Source organism: Streptomyces regalis, assembly GCF_001509475.1.
GTDB lineage: Bacteria > Actinomycetota > Actinomycetes > Streptomycetales > Streptomycetaceae > Streptomyces > Streptomyces regalis.
The window spans coordinates 76098-92848 of sequence record NZ_LLZG01000002.1; the positions used below are offsets into that span (position 1 = coordinate 76098).

Annotated in this window: 13 protein-coding genes and 1 tRNA gene; 11 read left to right on the forward strand and 3 right to left on the reverse strand. The window is 70.1% G+C overall.

What is annotated here, in order from left to right:
- Window positions 1–309: 309 nt before the first annotated feature.
- The gene (locus ADL12_RS01745) at window positions 310–2598 is read left to right on the forward strand and encodes a transglycosylase domain-containing protein (protein WP_062697669.1); all 2289 of its coding nucleotides are present in this window, start codon (window positions 310–312) and stop codon (window positions 2596–2598) included.
- Between the two features lie 191 nt (window positions 2599–2789).
- Here ADL12_RS01745 and ADL12_RS01750 read toward each other — a convergent pair whose 3' ends face one another.
- Window positions 2790–3254 carry a GatB/YqeY domain-containing protein gene (locus ADL12_RS01750; RefSeq protein WP_062697671.1) on the reverse strand — a complete coding sequence of 155 codons (465 nt, stop codon included), beginning with the start codon at window positions 3252–3254 and terminating at the stop codon, window positions 2790–2792.
- Between the two features lie 132 nt (window positions 3255–3386).
- On the opposite strand from ADL12_RS01750, the gene ADL12_RS01755 reads away from it, so the two are divergent.
- The 7 genes from ADL12_RS01755 to ADL12_RS49170 all read left to right on the forward strand — a co-directional run bounded on the left by ADL12_RS01755 (window position 3387) and on the right by ADL12_RS49170 (window position 12424).
- Window positions 3387–4313 carry a metallophosphoesterase gene (locus tag ADL12_RS01755; protein WP_062697673.1) on the forward strand — a complete coding sequence of 309 codons (927 nt, stop codon included), beginning with the start codon at window positions 3387–3389 and terminating at the stop codon, window positions 4311–4313.
- Between the two features lie 176 nt (window positions 4314–4489).
- On the forward strand, window positions 4490–5299 hold the full coding sequence (locus tag ADL12_RS01760; RefSeq protein WP_062697675.1) for a Pr6Pr family membrane protein: 810 nt from the start codon (window positions 4490–4492) through the stop codon (window positions 5297–5299).
- Between the two features lie 33 nt (window positions 5300–5332).
- Window positions 5333–5406: transfer RNA gene (locus ADL12_RS01765), tRNA-Pro, on the forward strand.
- Between the two features lie 451 nt (window positions 5407–5857).
- Window positions 5858–6196 (forward strand): PPOX class F420-dependent oxidoreductase, encoded by a 339-nt coding sequence (locus ADL12_RS01770; protein WP_482261697.1) that lies wholly within the window; start codon window positions 5858–5860, stop codon window positions 6194–6196.
- Between the two features lie 373 nt (window positions 6197–6569).
- On the forward strand, window positions 6570–6896 hold the full coding sequence (locus ADL12_RS49480; RefSeq protein WP_079051792.1) for a hypothetical protein: 327 nt from the start codon (window positions 6570–6572) through the stop codon (window positions 6894–6896).
- Between the two features lie 139 nt (window positions 6897–7035).
- Window positions 7036–10830 (forward strand): nSTAND1 domain-containing NTPase, encoded by a 3795-nt coding sequence (locus ADL12_RS01775; RefSeq protein ID WP_063806601.1) that lies wholly within the window; start codon window positions 7036–7038, stop codon window positions 10828–10830.
- A gap of 148 nt (window positions 10831–10978) precedes the next feature.
- Window positions 10979–12424 carry a polysaccharide deacetylase family protein gene (locus ADL12_RS49170; RefSeq protein ID WP_063806599.1) on the forward strand — a complete coding sequence of 482 codons (1446 nt, stop codon included), beginning with the start codon at window positions 10979–10981 and terminating at the stop codon, window positions 12422–12424.
- 41 nt (window positions 12425–12465) lie between these two features.
- On the opposite strand, the gene ADL12_RS01785 is transcribed toward ADL12_RS49170, so the two are convergent.
- Window positions 12466–12795: a winged helix-turn-helix transcriptional regulator gene (locus ADL12_RS01785; protein ID WP_107119803.1), complete on the reverse strand. Its 330-nt coding sequence runs from the start codon at window positions 12793–12795 to the stop codon at window positions 12466–12468.
- Between the two features lie 64 nt (window positions 12796–12859).
- Here ADL12_RS01785 and ADL12_RS01790 point away from each other — a divergent pair, with 64 nt between their 5' ends.
- The 3 genes from ADL12_RS01790 (at window position 12860) to ADL12_RS01800 (ending at window position 16174) form a co-directional block, all read left to right on the forward strand.
- On the forward strand, window positions 12860–13702 hold the full coding sequence (locus tag ADL12_RS01790) for an SDR family oxidoreductase (RefSeq protein WP_062697679.1): 843 nt from the start codon (window positions 12860–12862) through the stop codon (window positions 13700–13702).
- Between the two features lie 403 nt (window positions 13703–14105).
- Window positions 14106–15260, forward strand: coding sequence for an aminotransferase class I/II-fold pyridoxal phosphate-dependent enzyme (locus ADL12_RS01795; protein WP_208614449.1), 1155 nt, complete (start codon window positions 14106–14108; stop codon window positions 15258–15260).
- Complete coding sequence (locus ADL12_RS01800) at window positions 15257–16174, forward strand: AEC family transporter (protein ID WP_062697684.1); 918 nt, start codon at window positions 15257–15259, stop codon at window positions 16172–16174. The genes ADL12_RS01795 and ADL12_RS01800 overlap by 4 nt, the downstream gene beginning before the upstream one ends.
- A 13-nt stretch (window positions 16175–16187) precedes the next feature.
- Here the strand turns inward: ADL12_RS01800 and ADL12_RS01805 are convergent, their stop codons facing one another.
- Window positions 16188–16712 carry a CGNR zinc finger domain-containing protein gene (locus ADL12_RS01805; RefSeq protein ID WP_062697686.1) on the reverse strand — a complete coding sequence of 175 codons (525 nt, stop codon included), beginning with the start codon at window positions 16710–16712 and terminating at the stop codon, window positions 16188–16190.
- Window positions 16713–16751 lie beyond the last annotated feature (39 nt).

Genomic DNA, 16751 nt, shown 5'->3' on the forward strand with positions numbered 1-16751 from the left:
ACAACGGACGCCGGATGACACACAAGGCGGATTCGGACACGCGCCCACCAAAAAAGTGGGGAACCTCCGCAACGATTCGGGGTCGCCGGACGTATTGATACGTGGCCGCACTGCTGTGACAGTTGAGAGCAGCTTAGGCCAAGGCCTGCGCGCCTGTCCGGCGAATGCGCTGCATCCATCAGCGAGCTCCGCTCGCGGGTGCACGGCCGACTTTGCCGTGCCATGGCTCTCGTCGGCTCGCCGTGCCCATGGCGTGCTCCCGCACGGCCGCCCCTCGGTTCGCTCATCTCTACGGTTTAGGCTGCCCCCATGCCAAAGAAGCGCTCAGGCGGTGGCCTGTCGGCCACTCAGCAGGCCGCCAAGTTCCTCGGTGTCAGTGTGCTCGCGGGAGCCGTGCTGGCCGGCATCGCGCTGCCCGCCGTCGGCGCGCTGGGACTTGCCGCCAAGGGATCGGTCGAGAGTTTCGACGAGCTCCCGGCCAACCTCAAGACCCCGCCGCTGAGCCAGCGCACCACGATCCTGGACGCCAAGGGCGGCACGATCGCCACGGTCTACTCGCGCGACCGCACGGTGGTCGACCTCAAGGACATCGCGCCGGACATGCAGAAGGCGATCGTCGCGATCGAGGACGCCCGCTTCTACCAGCACGGCGCGGTCGACCTGAAGGGCGTCCTGCGTGCCCTCAACCGCAACGCCCAGAGCGGCGGTGTCAGCGAGGGCGCGTCCACGCTCACGCAGCAGTACGTGAAGAACGTCTTCGTCGAGGAGGCCGGCGACGACCCGACGAAGGTCGCGCAGGCCACCCAGCAGACCCTCGGCCGCAAGATCAAGGAGCTGAAGTACGCGATCCAGGTCGAGGAGGAGCTCGGCAAGAAGAAGATCCTCGAGAACTACCTGAACATCACGTTCTTCGGCCAGCAGGCATACGGCGTCGAGGCCGCCGCCCAGCGCTACTTCTCCAAGTCCGCCAAGGACCTCAAGCTCCAGGAAGCCGCACTGCTCGCCGGCATCGTCCAGTCGCCCAGCCGCTACGACCCGGTCAATGACGAGGCCGAGGCCACCAAGCGGCGCAACACCGTGCTGCAGCGCATGGCCGACCTCGGCGACGTCTCCCAGGCGGAGGCCGACAAGGCCAAGGAGACCCCGCTCGGCCTGAAGGTCAGCAAGCCCAAGAACGGCTGCATCACCGCGGTCAAGGGCGCCAGCTTCTTCTGCAAGTACGTCGAGAAGGTCTTCATCAGCGACCCGGTCTTCGGCAAGAACCGCGAGGCCCGCGCCAAGATCTGGAACCAGGGCGGCCTGACCATCACGACGACCCTCGACCCGCAGGCCCAGGAGTCGGTCCAGGCCTCGCTCAAGGACCACGTCAACCAGACGGACAAGGTCGCGGCCGCGGCCACCCTGGTCGAGCCCGGCACCGGCAAGATCCTCGGCATGGGCCAGTCGAAGCCGTACGGCTACGGCAAGAACGAGACCGAGCTCAACTACTCGGTCGACTCGGCGTACGGCGGCTCCAACTTCGGCTTCCCGACCGGTTCGACGTTCAAGCCGTTCGTCGCGGCGGCCGCGCTGGAGGAGGGCCGGCCGCCGACGCAGGAGTACTCGTCGCCGTACGAGATGCCGTACCCGAGCCCGGTCCAGACCTGCGACAGCACACCGTGGACCAACCGCAACAACGAGAAGCTGGAGAACGAGAGCGAGTCGGAGCGCGGCCCCTACCGCCTGAAGAAGGCGATGGAGCTGTCGGTCAACACCTACTTCGTGCAGATGATCGCCGACATCGGCCTGTGCCCGGTGGTCAACATCACCGACAAGCTCCAGGTCCGCCAGGGCAACGGCACCAAGCTCCCCGAGCGCCCCGCCATCGCCCTCGGCTCCGTCGGCCTCTCGCCGCTGACGATGGCGAGCGCGTATGCCGGCTTCGCCTCCCGCGGCATGTACTGCACGCCGATCGCCATCGAGTCGATCTCGCAGAAGGTCGGCGGCCAGCGGAAGTCGCTGGAGGTGCCCAAGTCGACGTGCTCGCGGGCGATGTCCGAGCAGACCGCCGACACCATCAACAACCTGCTGCAGGGCGTGGTCGACTCCGGTACGGGCCAGGAGGCCGGTCTCACCGACCGCGACAGCGCGGGTAAGACGGGTACGACGGACGAGCGCCGCAACGCGTGGTTCGTCGGCTACACGCCGAACCTCTCGGGCGCCGTCTGGGTCGGCAGTGCCACCCAGAAGGTCAAGATGCGCAACATCTACATCGGCGGCGTGTACAACGAGCTGGTCTACGGCGGCAAGGTCCCCGGCCCGATCTGGCGGGACGCCATGACCGGCGCCCTCGAGGGCAAGCCCGTGGAGCAGTTCAACTTCGTCCGCATCCCGGAGCCCGACGACGGTGACCGGGGTGACGGAGACGGCGACGACAACGGGAACCAGAACGGCGGCAACGACGGGGACAACGGCGACGACAACCCGATCGGCGGCCTGGTCGGCGGCGGAGACACCGGCGGCGCGGACGGCGGCACGTTCCCGACACCGACCTTCTCGATCCCGGAGGGCTGGTGGCAGGGCCAGACGAACGGGAACGGCAACGGGGGCCGCGACTGACGCGGCGCTCCCTTGCCCCTTGAGATGCCCCTTGAGATGCCCCTTGAGGTGTCCCTTGAGACAGGGACGGCCCCTGTCCCTGCGTACGAGGACTTCGTGTCGGTCGTACGAGGGACAGGGGCCGTTTGCCGTACAGAGCTGGTCGTGCGCGGGGCGTTCGCAGCCGTCGGCTGCTGCCCGTGCCGTGGGTGTCAGCCGGCCAGCAGCTTCTTGACCGCCGCTGCCACGCGGCCGCCCTCCGCCTGACCTGCGACCTTCGGGTTCACGATCTTCATGACGGCACCCATGGCCCGCGGGCCCTCGGCGCCGGCCGCCTTGGCCTCCTCGACGGCCTGGGCGACGATCTGGTTCAGCTCGTCGTCGCTGAGCTGCTTCGGCAGGTACGCGGCGAGGACCTCGCCCTCCGCCTTCTCCCGCTCGGCCTGCGCGGGACGACCACCCTGCGCGAAGGCGTCGGCCGCCTCACGACGCTTCTTCGCCTCGCGGGTGATCACCTTCTGCACCTCGTCGTCGGAGAGCTCGCGCTTCTCCTTGCCCGCGACCTCCTCCTTGGTGATCGCGGCGAGCGTCAGCCGGAGCGTCGAGGAGCGGAGCTCGTCGCGCTCCTTGATCGCGGCGTTGAGGTCTTCCTGCAGCTTCGACTTGAGCGTGGTCATGGCGTCGATTGTCGCAGGTGTGGGCAGCGGAACGCCCGTTGATTTCAAGGAGCCTGCACGCAGACGTCGTAGCGGAAGCGGTCGAGGACGGCCCGTCCTGCGGCGCTCCTGCGGTCTGACACGATGGGTCGTATGCGCGCGCAATACGGAGTACCCCTGGGAATCGCGGCGGTTGGCGCCGCCGGTCTGCTGTATTCGGCGGGCTTCGAGGCCCGTTCCTTCCGCCTGCGACGGGTCACGGTCCCCGTCCTGCCGGCCGGCATGCGTCCGCTGCGCGTGCTCCAGGTCTCCGACATCCATATGGTCGGCGGCCAGCGCAAGAAGCAGCGCTGGCTGCGCTCGCTGGCCGGCCTGCGCCCCGACTTCGTGATCAACACGGGCGACAACCTCTCCGACCCGGAGGGCGTGCCCGAGGTCCTGGACGCGCTGGGCCCGTTGATGGAGTTCCCGGGCGCGTACGTCTTCGGCTCGAACGACTACTACGGCCCCACCCCGCGCAACCCCGCCCGCTACCTGCTGGAGAAGGTCCAGGGCCGCCACGGCCTCAACGGCAACCCGCCCGTCGTCGGCGCGATCCACAACCCGTGGGAGGACCTGCGCGACGGCTTCGACGCCGCGGGCTGGCTCAACCTGACGAACACGCGCGGGACGCTGAAGGTCGAGGGCCTGTCCGTGGAGCTCACCGGCCTGGACGACCCGCACATCAAGAGGGACCGCTACCAGCAGGTGGCCGGTGGCCCGTCGGGTGCCGCCGACTTCGCGATGGGCGTGGTGCACGCGCCGTACCTGCGCGTCCTGGACGCGTACACGGCCGACGACTACCCCCTGGTCCTGGCCGGCCACACCCACGGCGGCCAGCTCTGCATCCCCTTCTACGGCGCCCTGGTCACCAACTGCGACCTGGACACGGACCGCGTGAAGGGCCTGTCCACGCACACGGCGGAAGGCCGTACGTCCTACTTGCACGTCTCGGCGGGCTGCGGCACGAACCGCTACACCCCGTTCCGCTTCGCCTGCCCGCCGGAGGCGACGTTGTTGACGTTGGTGGGGCGGGAGTAGTTGGTGGGGCGGGAGTAGTTGGTGGGGCGGGACCAGGGACGACAAGGGACGACCAGGGACGACCAGGGGCGGCTACGGACGGCCAGGGGCAGCTGGGGGTGGCTGGGGACGCCCCGGCGTAACCCGCACAGCCCACCCGTATCGCCGCTTTTATCCGCCCTGCTTAGCGTGAGGGCATGACCGCCCCGATACCCAGGGACATCCCGGATCTCCCCGCTATACCGGGCATTCCCGCGCTGCCGCCCTCCCACGTCCCCGCCGCAGCGGTGATGGCCCCCGTACGCCGCCCCTTGGCCGCTGCGTGCCGCCTGCTGATCGCCCTGGCCGCGGCAGCGGCGGTCACCGTGGAGCTGACCCTCGGCAGCCCGCTGCGCACCCTGAGCCACTTCGCGATCCAGGCCAACATCCTGCTGGCTCTGGTCTTCATCCTCGCGGCCCGCCGCGCCTGGACCGCCCGTCGCCCCCTCCCGTCGGCACTGACGGGCGCCACGCTGCTCTACGCCATGGTCACGGGCCTGGTCTACCACCTGCTCCTGGCGAACGAATCGAGCCCCTTCGCACTGCCCGGCGTCCTGACGGGCGAGGCCACCGACCCGACAGGCCGGCACGCGATCACCACCCAGGTCCTGCACACGGTGACGCCCCTCGCGGCCCTGCTGGACTGGCTGCTCCTGACGGCCCCCGGCCAGCTGCACCTGCGCCAGGCAGCGACCTGGCTGCTCTATCCCCTCACCTACCTGGCGTTCACCCTCGCCCGCGGCGAGCTCCTCGCCCCCGGCACGCCGACCCACTACCTCTACCCGTTCCTCGACGTGGCCCGGCACGGCTACCGGAGCGTCCTGGCCAACGCCCTCCTCATCGGCCTCGCCATCTACGCCCTGGCCGTCCTCCTCGTGGCCCTCGACCACACCCGCCCCAACCCGGTCCGCCACCGCGCCCATCACCGCGCGAAAACCGGATTTCGTCTCCAGCCACCGGTGGGCTAGAGTAAACGTCGTCGCCGCGAACAGCAGCGACATCGGGGTGTAGCGCAGCTTGGCAGCGCGCTTCGTTCGGGACGAAGAGGTCGTGGGTTCAAATCCCGCCACCCCGACAGAGAAACACCAGGTCAGGGGCCTGATCCGCTCAGCGGGTCGGGCCCCTGAGTCGTTCGGGGGCCATTCTGGGAGCCATTTGGGAGCCGACTTCGGAATCCGGAGCCCGGGCGGCTCCCCGGGCTCCCGGCGGAGGGAGCTGCCACCAGCGCTCGATGCGTGTGCGGGGCACCGGCCAGCGCGCACGATCAAGCGTCCAGATCGGTGGACGTCTGCCGCCTGTCTGAGGAAAGGGTGGCCCGCAACGCGCTCAGTGTCGCGGGCGAAGTGCACCAGGGACTGTTCGGAGGCCGCCGAGCCGGTCTGTCTCCGCAGCTCCGTTTTGAAGACCTCGACGGCCCTGCTCATCAAGTCCTGTCCTTCGGGAGTCAGTTCGACGATGGCGGAGCGCCGGTCGTGCGGGTGGGGGCGACGCCGGCAGTACCCGGCCGCCTCGATGCGGTTGACAACCTGGCTGGCGCCGCCCGCTGTGATCGCTTGCTCGACGGGGACGACGTGCTGCTCAACACGGAGAAGGACGGGGTCAAGGGCCGCAACCTGGCCCGGGACGGCCGGTTCGCTCTGTGCGTGGACGAGGACCGGCCTCCCTACGCCTTCGTCCTGCTGCAGGGCCGCGCCGAGATATCGGAGGACCCCGACGAGACACTGCGCTGGGCCGGGCGCCTCGGCGCCCGTTACATGGGTGAGGGCCGCGCCGAGGAGTACGCCGCCCGCAACGGCGGACCCGGAAACCTCCTCGTCCGGGCCCGCATCGAGAAGGTCATCGCCTTCGCCGGCATCGCCGACTGATCCGACAGCCGGCGCCGAGCACCAGGCTCACCTCGTTGCCGGAGGCCATTCGGCGTGCGGGGTGTCGTACAGCCGGGGCCCGGTGTGCCAGTTCTGGGAGCCGCGGCGCGGGGCGCAAGGCGGCCACCAGCCTGTCCCCCGTTCTGCGGGACGTCGACACCCTGGACGCCCACACCCTGACCTGACGGCTACTGGTTTCGGCGCCCACCGCCTGTGGGGAGACGTCTTCCCCGACTACTGGAGCACCCTGACCGCCACCACGCTCCTGCGCCTGCCGCCCGGACATCGTCCGCGCCGAGATGAAGTCCGGCCCCGAGATCGCCAACCACTCCTGGAACCACCCGGTCCTCACCAACCTCAGGCCGATGGACAGGTGGGTGGCGCCGCCGAGTTCGAAGACCCGGGTCCGGCTGGGCGGCGACGGCCGGGGCGGGGGTGTGGGCGGCACCGAGGTCGAGCTTGTCAGGACGGCTCCGCCACCTGCGCCTTTGTCCTGCCCTCGCCCGTCGACGGCCGCCCCGCGCACACCGCCGACCCGCTCGCCAACGACCAGGACTGGCACCTCGTGCTGTGGCTACGGGCCCTCCTGATCCACGACATCCACCCCACCTCGGTCGCCGCCATCCCCGAGGTCCTGCGCACCCTCACCGCCCGCGGCTACCACTTCGTCACGGTCAGCCACCTGCGCGCCACCCTCTGAGCGGGCTGTGAGGCAGCGCGGCGTTTCGGGCCGACGTGCTCCGTGGGCAGGCTCACAGGTCGGGCAGTTGGCGCGAGATGGGGTGAAAACGTAGCTTGAACGCCTGTTGTTCGGGGTGAAGCGGTGAGAGGTGCTCTCGGTGGGACGTCGCGAGAAGCCGGTCGACCCCGATGCCGGTCCCATACAGCGGCTCGCGTACGACCTGCGTGTTCTCCGGGAGAAGGCCGGGAAGCCGCCGTACCGGGAGATGGCCCGGCGGGCTGGCTTCTCCGTGACCGCGCTGTCGCAGGCCGCCGCCGGTGATCAACTGCCGTCCCTGGCGGTCGTGCGGGCGTACGCCGAGGCGCTGGACGCCGATCCGGACGAGTGGGAGCAGCGCTGGCGGGAGGCGGATGCCGCGGTCCGGGTGCCCGCGCCGGACGAGAGGCCGCCGTACCGGGGACTGGCCCGCTTCGAACCGGATGACAGCGATCTGTTCTTCGGCCGGGAGGCGCTCGTCACCGACGTGATGGAGTTGGTGCGCGAGCACCGGTTCGCGGCGGTGTTCGGGGCATCCGGCAGCGGCAAGTCGTCGCTGCTGCGGGCGGGACTGATTCCGAGGCTGCGGCAGGCGGAAGGTGCCGAGCGGCCGGCGGTGATCCGTGTGCTCACCCCCGGTGAGCGGCCCGCCCGGACGCACGAGAACGCCCTCGTCCCGCGCGACTGCGACGCGGACACCTGGGTGATCGTCGACCAGTTCGAGGAACTGTTCACCCTGTGCCACGACCGCGAGGAACGCGACCGGTTCCTGGAGCTGCTGCTCCCGGCCCGGCGGCCGGAGAGCCGACTGCGCGTGGTGGTGGCGGTCCGCGGCGACTTTTACGGCCACTGCGCCGACCACCGTGAGCTGGCCGAGGCCGTCTGCCGGGCCGCTCTGCTGGTCGGCCCGATGGGCCGGGACGAGCTGCGCGAGGTGATCACCGGCCCGGCCGCCTCCGCCGGCCTGCACGTGGAGCATGCCCTCACCGCCCGGATCATCGAGGAAGTCGTCGACCAGCCGGGCGCGCTCCCCATGCTCTCCCACGCCTTGCTGGAGACCTGGCGGCGCCGCCGAGGCCGGTTGCTGACCTTGGCCGCGTACGAGGAGACGGGCGGCGTGCGGGGCGCGATCGCCGCCACCGCGGAAGAGGTGTACGGCGGGCTGTCGGCGGAGCAGGGCCGTGTCGCCCGGCGCATCCTGCTGCGGCTGATCGCTCCGGGATGGGGGTCCCCCCGGTCATGGGGGTACCCCCGCTCGAGCGAAGCCGAGAGTGGGGGAGAAGTCGAGACTGGGGGAGGAACACCTGACACTCGCCGTCCGGCGTCCCGTGCTGAACTCGGCAGCGGTGCGCGGGACGTGCTGGAACGCCTCGTCGCCGCCCGTCTGGTCACCCTGGACGGCGACACGGTGGAACTCGCGCACGAGGCGCTGATCACCGGCTGGCCGCGCCTGGCCGGCTGGATCGAGGAGGGCCGGGACCGGCTGCGCGCCCAGCGTCGGCTCGGCGAGGCGGCTCGCGGCTGGGAGGAGCTGGAACGCGACCCTGGAGCGCTGTACCGGGGGTCGCGACTGGCCCGGGCCGAGGAGCTGTTCGCACGCGTCGAGGAACCGGACGACGACCTCACCCCGCTGGAGCGCGCCTTCCTCACCGCTTCCCTCGCGGCCCGAGGCGCCGAGCGGGAGGCCGAGACCCGCACGGCACGACGGACGCGTTCGCTGGCCGTCGGCCTGTCCGTGTTCCTGGTGCTGGCGCTGGCCGCCGGCCTGGTCGCCTGGCAGCGCGACCGGGCAAGCCAGGAGGAGGCGGCCAAGGCCGCCTCCCGCCGACTGGCCACGGTGGCCGAGAGTCTGCGTTCCACCGATCCGCGCACCGCCGCGCTGCTCGGCGTGGCCGCCTGGAAGACCGCCCCGCTCACCGAGTCCCGCTCGGCGCTGCTGGGCGCCTTGGCGCAGCCGGAACGGGACGCCTTCACCGACCCCCGGACCGGGAAGGACGTGCGGCGTTTCCTCTCCGACGGCGGCCGGACCCTGCTCAGCGTCGACGGCACCACGGTGACCGCCCGGAACGTGGCCGACCACAAGGTCACCGCCACCTACCGCCTGCCGAGCGGCACGGAGGCAGGCGGTATCGGTCCCGACTCCCGCCACCTCGACGTCATCGGGCCGGACGGAAGCGCGAGGCTGTGGAACCTCCCGCTGAGCAGATCCGCCGCCGAGCTGGGCGACGCGTCGCTGCGGGGCAGCGCGCCCGACGGGAGCGCGTACCTCACTGGACCGGCGGACGGCCCGGGCACGCTCCAGCTGCACAGGACGGACGACGGCAAGGTCCTCTTCACCACCGGCATCCCGCGCACCCTCTCCTCGGCGGCCGTCGGCCCCGGTGGCCGACTACTCGCCCTCTGCCCCGCAGAAGGGCCGCTCCAGCTGTGGGACACAGCTGGTGGCAAGCGGCTGCCGGGGGACTGGGAGAAGGCGGACAAAACCGTGTGCGGCACCGGCTCCGGCGCGGACGGTGGCTCGCGCCTGCTGGGTTTCAGCGGGGACGGCAGGCGGCTGGCCGCCGTCTACGGCACCAGGGCCCAGGTCTGGGACGTCCGCAGCGGACGCGCGCTCGCCGACTTCACCAGCGGCGGCGACACCGGCTTCTCCCAGGCCGGTCTCTCGCCCGACGGGGAGTTCCTGGCCACGGCGGACGACCAGGAGCTCGCTGTATGGCGGCTGGCGACCGGGGGCACGCAGGTCTTCCGCCGACGGCTGTCCGAGGACGAGACGCACTGGCTGACCTGGGACCCGGGCAGGCAGCGCCTTCTTCGCTACCTCGACGGCGCCACCGTCCACACCCTCGACCTGACCGACCGTCTCACCCCGCACTGGCAAAGCACCCCGGCCGACGCGAGCGTGCTCAGCCCGGACGGCGCCGCCCTGGCCATCGTCACCCGGTCCGGCAGCGGCTACCGCTTCGACCTGCGTTCCACACGCAAGAGCACGGTTCTCGCCCACTCGACGCTCGGCCCACTGCCGAGCCCGTCCGACGAGAACATCCCCAGGCTGGCCTTCAGCCCAGACGGCCGCGCGCTCGCCGTCGCCGACACCGTGTCCTCTCGCGGCTCCCTGCGGCTGCGCTTCACCGTGTGGGACGTACGGACGCACAAGGTGCGTACGGCCCTCACCACCTCCGGCGCGGCCGACCGGCCGGCAACCGCCCTCGCCCTGGGACCCGGCGGCCGTACGCTCCTGGCCGTCCGCTCCCCCTCCGACGGCGACAGCTCCACGACGGAGATCTGGGACACCGACAACCACCGGCGGTCGCGAACCGTGCGCGGTCTTGCCGGGGAGGTACTCGCCGCGCGCCCGGACGGAGCCCTGCTCGTGAGCTCCGACGATCAGTACGCCGATCCCCGGGCCGGAAAGGTCACGGGGCGCGCGCTCGCCGACGGCCGCGAGGTCACCGCGCTGGCGTTCAGCCCCGACGGCAGCCGGCTCGCCGTCGGCGACTCCACCGGACACGTCACCCTCTGGGACGGCGGACTCCGGCACCGTACGGGCGCGCTGACCGGCACCTCCGACACGGTTTCCCGGGGCGAGCCGGAAGCGGTGGGAGCACTCGCCTTCTCCTCCGACGGCGGCACGCTGGCCGTGGGGGGCGCGAACGGAACCCTGCGGCTGTGGGACACCGAGTCGCAGCAGCTCCTCGGGGCGGACCTGCCCACGCCCGGCGACGAGATGCGCTCCCTCGCCTTCGCCGACGGCGGCGGCACGATCTACGCCGCCGGTCCTCACGTACCGCTCCAGCGTGTCCGCGTCGACCCGGACCAGGCCGTCCGCACCATCTGCAGCCGCACCGGCGGCGGACTGACCGAGGCGCAGTGGCGGACCTATATCCCTGATGCGCCATATCGGGACGTTTGCACCTGAAAGAGCAATGAACAGTCGGGGATTGGATTGTTCAGGGCGCCCCGCAGGTCGCTGAAAAACGCCTCCGCCCTGAACGATCAATGACCAGAACGACCGCGGCCTCCCGTCGGTGACGTCGCGAAATCCCCTTCACTCAGGTTCTGGTCTCATGCGCACTCACGCCCTCGTCCCCTCGCTCCTGCTGCTCGGCGCCCTCTCCTTCACAGCCGCCTGCTCGTCCGGATCGGACGGCCCCTCGGGTACGGCATCCCCCGACGGACGCCCCGGCTCCACCTCCACCCCCTCGCCGACCCGCAGCGTTGATCCGTCGAAGATCAAGGGTCTGGAGATCGTCAGCGACAGCAGCGAGCACAACTCCTGCCCCTTCGCGACGAGCTACCCGGCCGTGCCCGGCGCGGAGGCGATGACCGCCGCGATGAAGAAGGACGTCCAACAGAGCCTGACCCGCTTCCGCTCGGCGGTGTGCGAGGGCGGCACGGGCGACGCCGAGGGTCCTGATCTCAACATCAGCCACCAGTTCCTCGTCGCGTCCGGCGACGTCCTCGGCGTCCGGCTCGCCACACAGGACGGCAGCGTCGCCGGGTCCGGGCTGTCGAGCAGGACGTACTGGTACGACGGCAAGGCCGGCGCTCACCGCACAGCCCTCGGACTCATCGCCGAGGGCTCACAGGACGCTTTCGTCACCGCGTTGAAGGATCAGCTCCAGGGGCGCGAAGGCGTGGACGCCGCCGCCCTCGACGGCACGTTCTCCGACCCGGCCTCCCGCTCCGCCGTCCTGGACGACATGGCGTTCACCGCCGACGGCGGACTGCGAGTGGCCTTCGACCGCGGCGATGTCGGCACTCCGGCCGCCGGGTCCTACGCGGTGGCCTTGCCCAAGGACACGATCAGCCCCTGGCTGTCCGCGTTCGGAAAGCGTGTCCAGCAGCAGACCGTGACGCCCAGCCGTTCGCTCGACCTGGGCGCGACCCACACCCCCACGCAGGCCGTGCCCACCCACACCGCCTCCGGCGACGACGACACCGACTGCAAGAAGGTCAAGTGCATCGCCCTGACCCTCGACGACGGACCGGCGGCACCGGAGACCGCGACCCTGCTGACCTACCTGGCGCAGTACAAGGCACGCGCCACCTTCTTCACCACCGGCCAGAACGTCGCCGCCCATCCGGACCTGGTCCGCGCCGCCGCCCGCGCCGGAAACGAGATCGGCAACCACTCCTGGAACCACCCCGACCTCACCAAGCTCACACCCGAGCAGATCGCCTCCCAGCTCAACCGGACCAACACCGCCATCAAAGCCGCCACCGGCAAGGAGCCCACCCTCTTCCGCCCTCCCTACGGCGCCATCAACACCCAGGTCCGGGCCGCCACCCGCCTCTCACCCGTGCTGTGGGACGTGGACACCGAGGACTGGAAGTACCGCGACGCCGCCAAGGTCGCCCAGACCGTCATCAGCAAGGCGGAGCCCAACGACGTCGTCCTGATGCACGACATCCACCCCACCTCGGTGGCCGCCGTCCCGCAGATCCTGCGCACGCTGACGGCCCGCGGCTACCACTTCGTCACGGTCAGCCACCTGCGCGCGACCCTCTGATCGGCGCTTACCGTTGCTCACCTGTCCCCTCGGCCGGGGACCTAGGGGACGGTCTCCGGGGCAGGGACCGACTCGGCCCAGGTCGCCATGGCGTCGAGAACGTCGCGCAGGCCCTCGCCGAGGGGAGTGAGGCGGTACTCGACGCGCGGGGGGATCTCCGCGTACGTGGTGCGGATGACGATGCCGTGGGTCTCGAACTGGCGCAGCCGACTGGTCAGAGTGTGGGGGCTGATGCCGGGCAGGGCCTGGCGCAGTTCGGTGAAGCGGTGAGGGCCCTTGAGGAGTTCGCGCACGATGAGGGTGGCCCAGGGGCCGTTGAGAAGGGTGAGGAACCGGGCCACACCGCACTCGGGAAGACAGGGATCGGTCACTTTTTGAGAATAACCCATTAGTGCAGTTGATGTAACCGATGCATCGTGTGCACTAATAGCCGGCATGACCTACGTGATCCATGGCGCCACCGGCGCCCAAGGTGCCCCTGTCGTTTCCGCACTCACCGCCGCGGGCAGGTCCGTGACCGCGCTGACCCGCAACCCGGACGCTGTCGTGGACGGCGTGCGCGTCGTGGCCGCGAGCTACTCCTCCGTCACCGACCTGACCGCCGCCTACCGCGGCGCCGACGGAGTGTTCGTCCACCTGCCGGTGGGCACGGAGGAGGACCGCCTGGCCTTCGCGAACAACATCCTCGCCGCCGTCCGTTCGGCCCGGCCGGGCCGCGTGGTGTTCTCCACCAGCGGTTTCCAGATCGACCCCGCAACCGGCGGCGCCGCCGCGACGCTGGCCGCCGGCCTGGCGGACAGCGGGGTGTCCCATGCGGTGATCGCCCCCGAGCTGTACCTGGAGAACCTGCTCATGCCGTACGTCGTCGACTCCGTCCGGGAGCGAGGCGTACTGCCCTACCCGATCCGCGCCGACTTCCCCGTCTCCTGGGCGTCGCACCTGGACATCGCCGACGTCGCGGTCGCCTTGCTCGATCGGCCCGACGTCACCGGGGTGGTCGGGGTCGGGCAGTACCCGGCGATCACCGGTCCGGACCTGGCCGAGGCGTTCGCCGCCCGGTTCGGGCGGGACGTGGTCTTCGGGCCGATCAGCCCTGATGAGTTCCGTACCTCGGTGGCACCCCTGATCGGTGAAGGTCCCGCAGTCGGCATCGCGGAGGCGTACCGGGCCATGAGCGCGATGCCGGGCCGCTCGATCGCGCCGGAGAACTCCGCGCAGAAGCTGCTGGGCATCACGCCCCGGACCACGACGGAGTGGCTGGCGGACATGGGTCTGTGACGGGCCGGGAGGCGCCCCGCACCGCACGAGCACCGATCTGACATCAGCCGTTCTTCCACAGTGCTTGGAGGACTTGCCTCCAAGCACTGTCGGCGTTTCCGCAGACAGCCGCCACCGCGTGCGGGTTCACACCGGCGGGGGCGCCGGACCGCCACCCCAGGGGCCGCCCGATGGTTCCGTAATGGTTGAAATGCCTAACGACGTTACATCAGTCTGTCGGGCATGAACGGCATGAACGGCATGAACGGTACGACGCTCAGCCCGCAGACCACTGATCCATCCCGCCCGACCAGCGAAGAAGCAGGAGACGCGCGGTCGGCCGAGCCCGAGCTGTCGCCGGCCCGAGCGAGTACACGCCGCTCGCCGTGGGCTGTCGGCCGGTCGATGGTGAGGGTGGTGACCGTTGTCTAGTCCCCCCACGGCGCCTGCCGGTTCGCCGATCCTGGAGATGGCTCGCCGGGCGGCCGAGTACCGTGCGGCCGGCCGTCGCATCATCGACCTCACGCTCGGTGAGCCGGACTTCGCCCCACCCGTTCACGCCGTTGCCGCCGCCCAGCGAGCCGCCGCCCGCCCCATGGGCTACACGCCGGCCAACGGGATACCCGAACTGCGCCGTGCTGCACGGCATGCGCTGGAACGAGACCGTGCTCTGAGCTATTCGGATGCCGAGGTGGCCGTGGGGTGCGGTGCCAAGCAGGTGATCTTCAACGCGTTCTTCGCCACCCTGCGCCCGGGCGACGAGGTGATCATCCCAGCGCCTTACCGGGCCGGCTATCCGGACATGGTCCGCCTTTGCGGTGCAGTGCCCGTGATCGTCCCTTGCTCGACCGAGTCGGGGTTCAGGCTCTCCCCTGACGCGCTGGCAGCGGCCGTGACCGATCGCACCCGCTGGGTCGTGCTCAACGCTCCCGGCAATCCGTCGGGCGCCACCTGCAACCATGACCTCCTGGTCGCTCTCGCCGAGGTACTGCGGCGCCACCCCTCGACGCTGATCCTGTCGGACGAGATCTACGCACACATCCGCTATCGCGCCGGGGAGTACGTCAGCATCGCCCATGCCGCGCCCGACCTGCGCGAGCGGATCCTGCTGGTCGACGGCGTCTCCAAGGCTTACGCGATGACCGGCTGGCGTGTCGGCTGGGGATTCGGCCCGCCCGATCTGATCCACCGCATCACCGCCGTGCAGACGCACAACTGCACGCAGACCTCCACCGTGAGCCAGATCGCCGCGGTCGCCGCCCTGCGGGGGCCGCAGGATCTTCTGGCGGAACGGCGTGAGACATACCGTCGACGCCGCGATGCGGGCCTGGCGATCCTCAAGCGGAGCCGGCACCTGGACACGGTGGAACCCGACGGCGCCTTCTACCTCTTCCCGCGCCTCGCGGCCGGCGACGACCTCGCAGCAGCGGACGCCCTCCTCGAAGCGGGATGTGCGACTGTCCCGGGCAGCGCCTTCGGAGCGCCGGGTCACCTGCGACTCTCCTTCGCCACCGATCTCTCCACCGTGGAGGAGGGCTGCCGCATCATCGTCGCCACGCTGGAGGGGGTCTCCGCGTGATCGCACTGACCGTAAGGGCGCTCGTGCCGATCGTCCTGCTGATCGCGCTGGGCTACGCGCTCAAGCGTTCGGTGATCACGGACGAAGGTTTCTGGTCCGAAGCCGAGCGTCTCAGCTACCGCGTCCTGCTGCCGGCCCTCTTTCTGCACAGCCTCGCGACCGCCGACACTGACGATCTCCCGGCCGGGGCCCTGGCAGGCGTCCTGATCACCGCCACAGTGGCGGTGGCCGCGCTGGTCATCGCCTGCAAGCCACTGATGCGGCTGGACGGAGACGCCTTCACCTCGGTCTTTCAAGGCAGCATCCGATTCAACAACTACATCGGCGTGACGATCGCTGCCGGCCTGTTCGGCACCAAGGGCGTCGCCTTTGCCGCGGTCTGCAACGCCGCGATCGTGCCCACCGTCAATGTGCTGTGCGTGCTGGTCTTCGCCCGGTTCGGGACCGCACGGCTGCACTTCGCGGGCATCGTCAAGCAGCTCGTGACCAACCCGCTCATCCTCGCCTGTATAGGGGGCATCCTCCTGCAGACGCTCGATCTGAGCGTGCCGCCGGGCATCGAACCAGCACTCCAGGCGTTGGGAGCCGCCTCGATGCCCCTGGGGCTCCTCTGCATCGGTGCTGCTCTGCGCTTCGGTGCGGCACGATCGTGGGTGGCACCGATCCTCACCTCCTCGTCCGTCAAGTTCGCGCTCATGCCGGCCGCGACGTTCCTGGCGGCCCAGCTCTTCGGCTTGGGCTCTCACGCGCTGATCATCGCCGTGCTCTTCCAGGCCCTGCCCACGGCATCGTCGTCGTACATCATGGCCAGGCAACTCGGTGGCGACGCACCACTGATGGCCGGGATCACCGCGACACAAACGGTCCTGGGTATAGCCGCTGTCCCCCTCGTCGTGGCACTGGTCCCGGCATAGCTCCAACCCGACGCTAGCGTCGCTTGTCGCGGTGGCGGCGGACCGCATCGGTGTTGGCGCAGCGGGGGGAACAGTAGGCACGGCGGCCGTTGCGGCTGGTGTCGACGAAAGCGGTCCGGCAAGAGCCCAGCGCGCAGACGCCCAGTCGTTCCCCTTCGGCTTGCAGGGCGAAAATGGCCAGACCTCCGGCGGTCACGGCTTTCACGCGGCTTTGGAGGTCCTGGGCATCTGGAGCGAAGTGCAAATGTGGCCGCAGGTTGTCGTGCGTGGTCAGATACACGCTTGCGGCGCCGTCCGCGAGCAGAGCGTTGATGTTCTGGCAGCGTTCGGCCTGTGAGGATGCCTCGAAGACCGGCCTCATCAGCCGCGACCACGCTCTGATGTCCTCGGATGTGGAGCCAGTGACATGCGGACGACGAATCTGATGCGCCCGCAGCGTCTGTTCGAGCGTCTCAGGCATCCATGAACCACTCGAATCGAGATTCACCAGCGCCACGGCCAAATGAACCCCGACCATGTTGTCATGCTCAAACTGCACTTGGCCATTGCAGCACAGAGCCTCTGGCAGAGCTAGTGC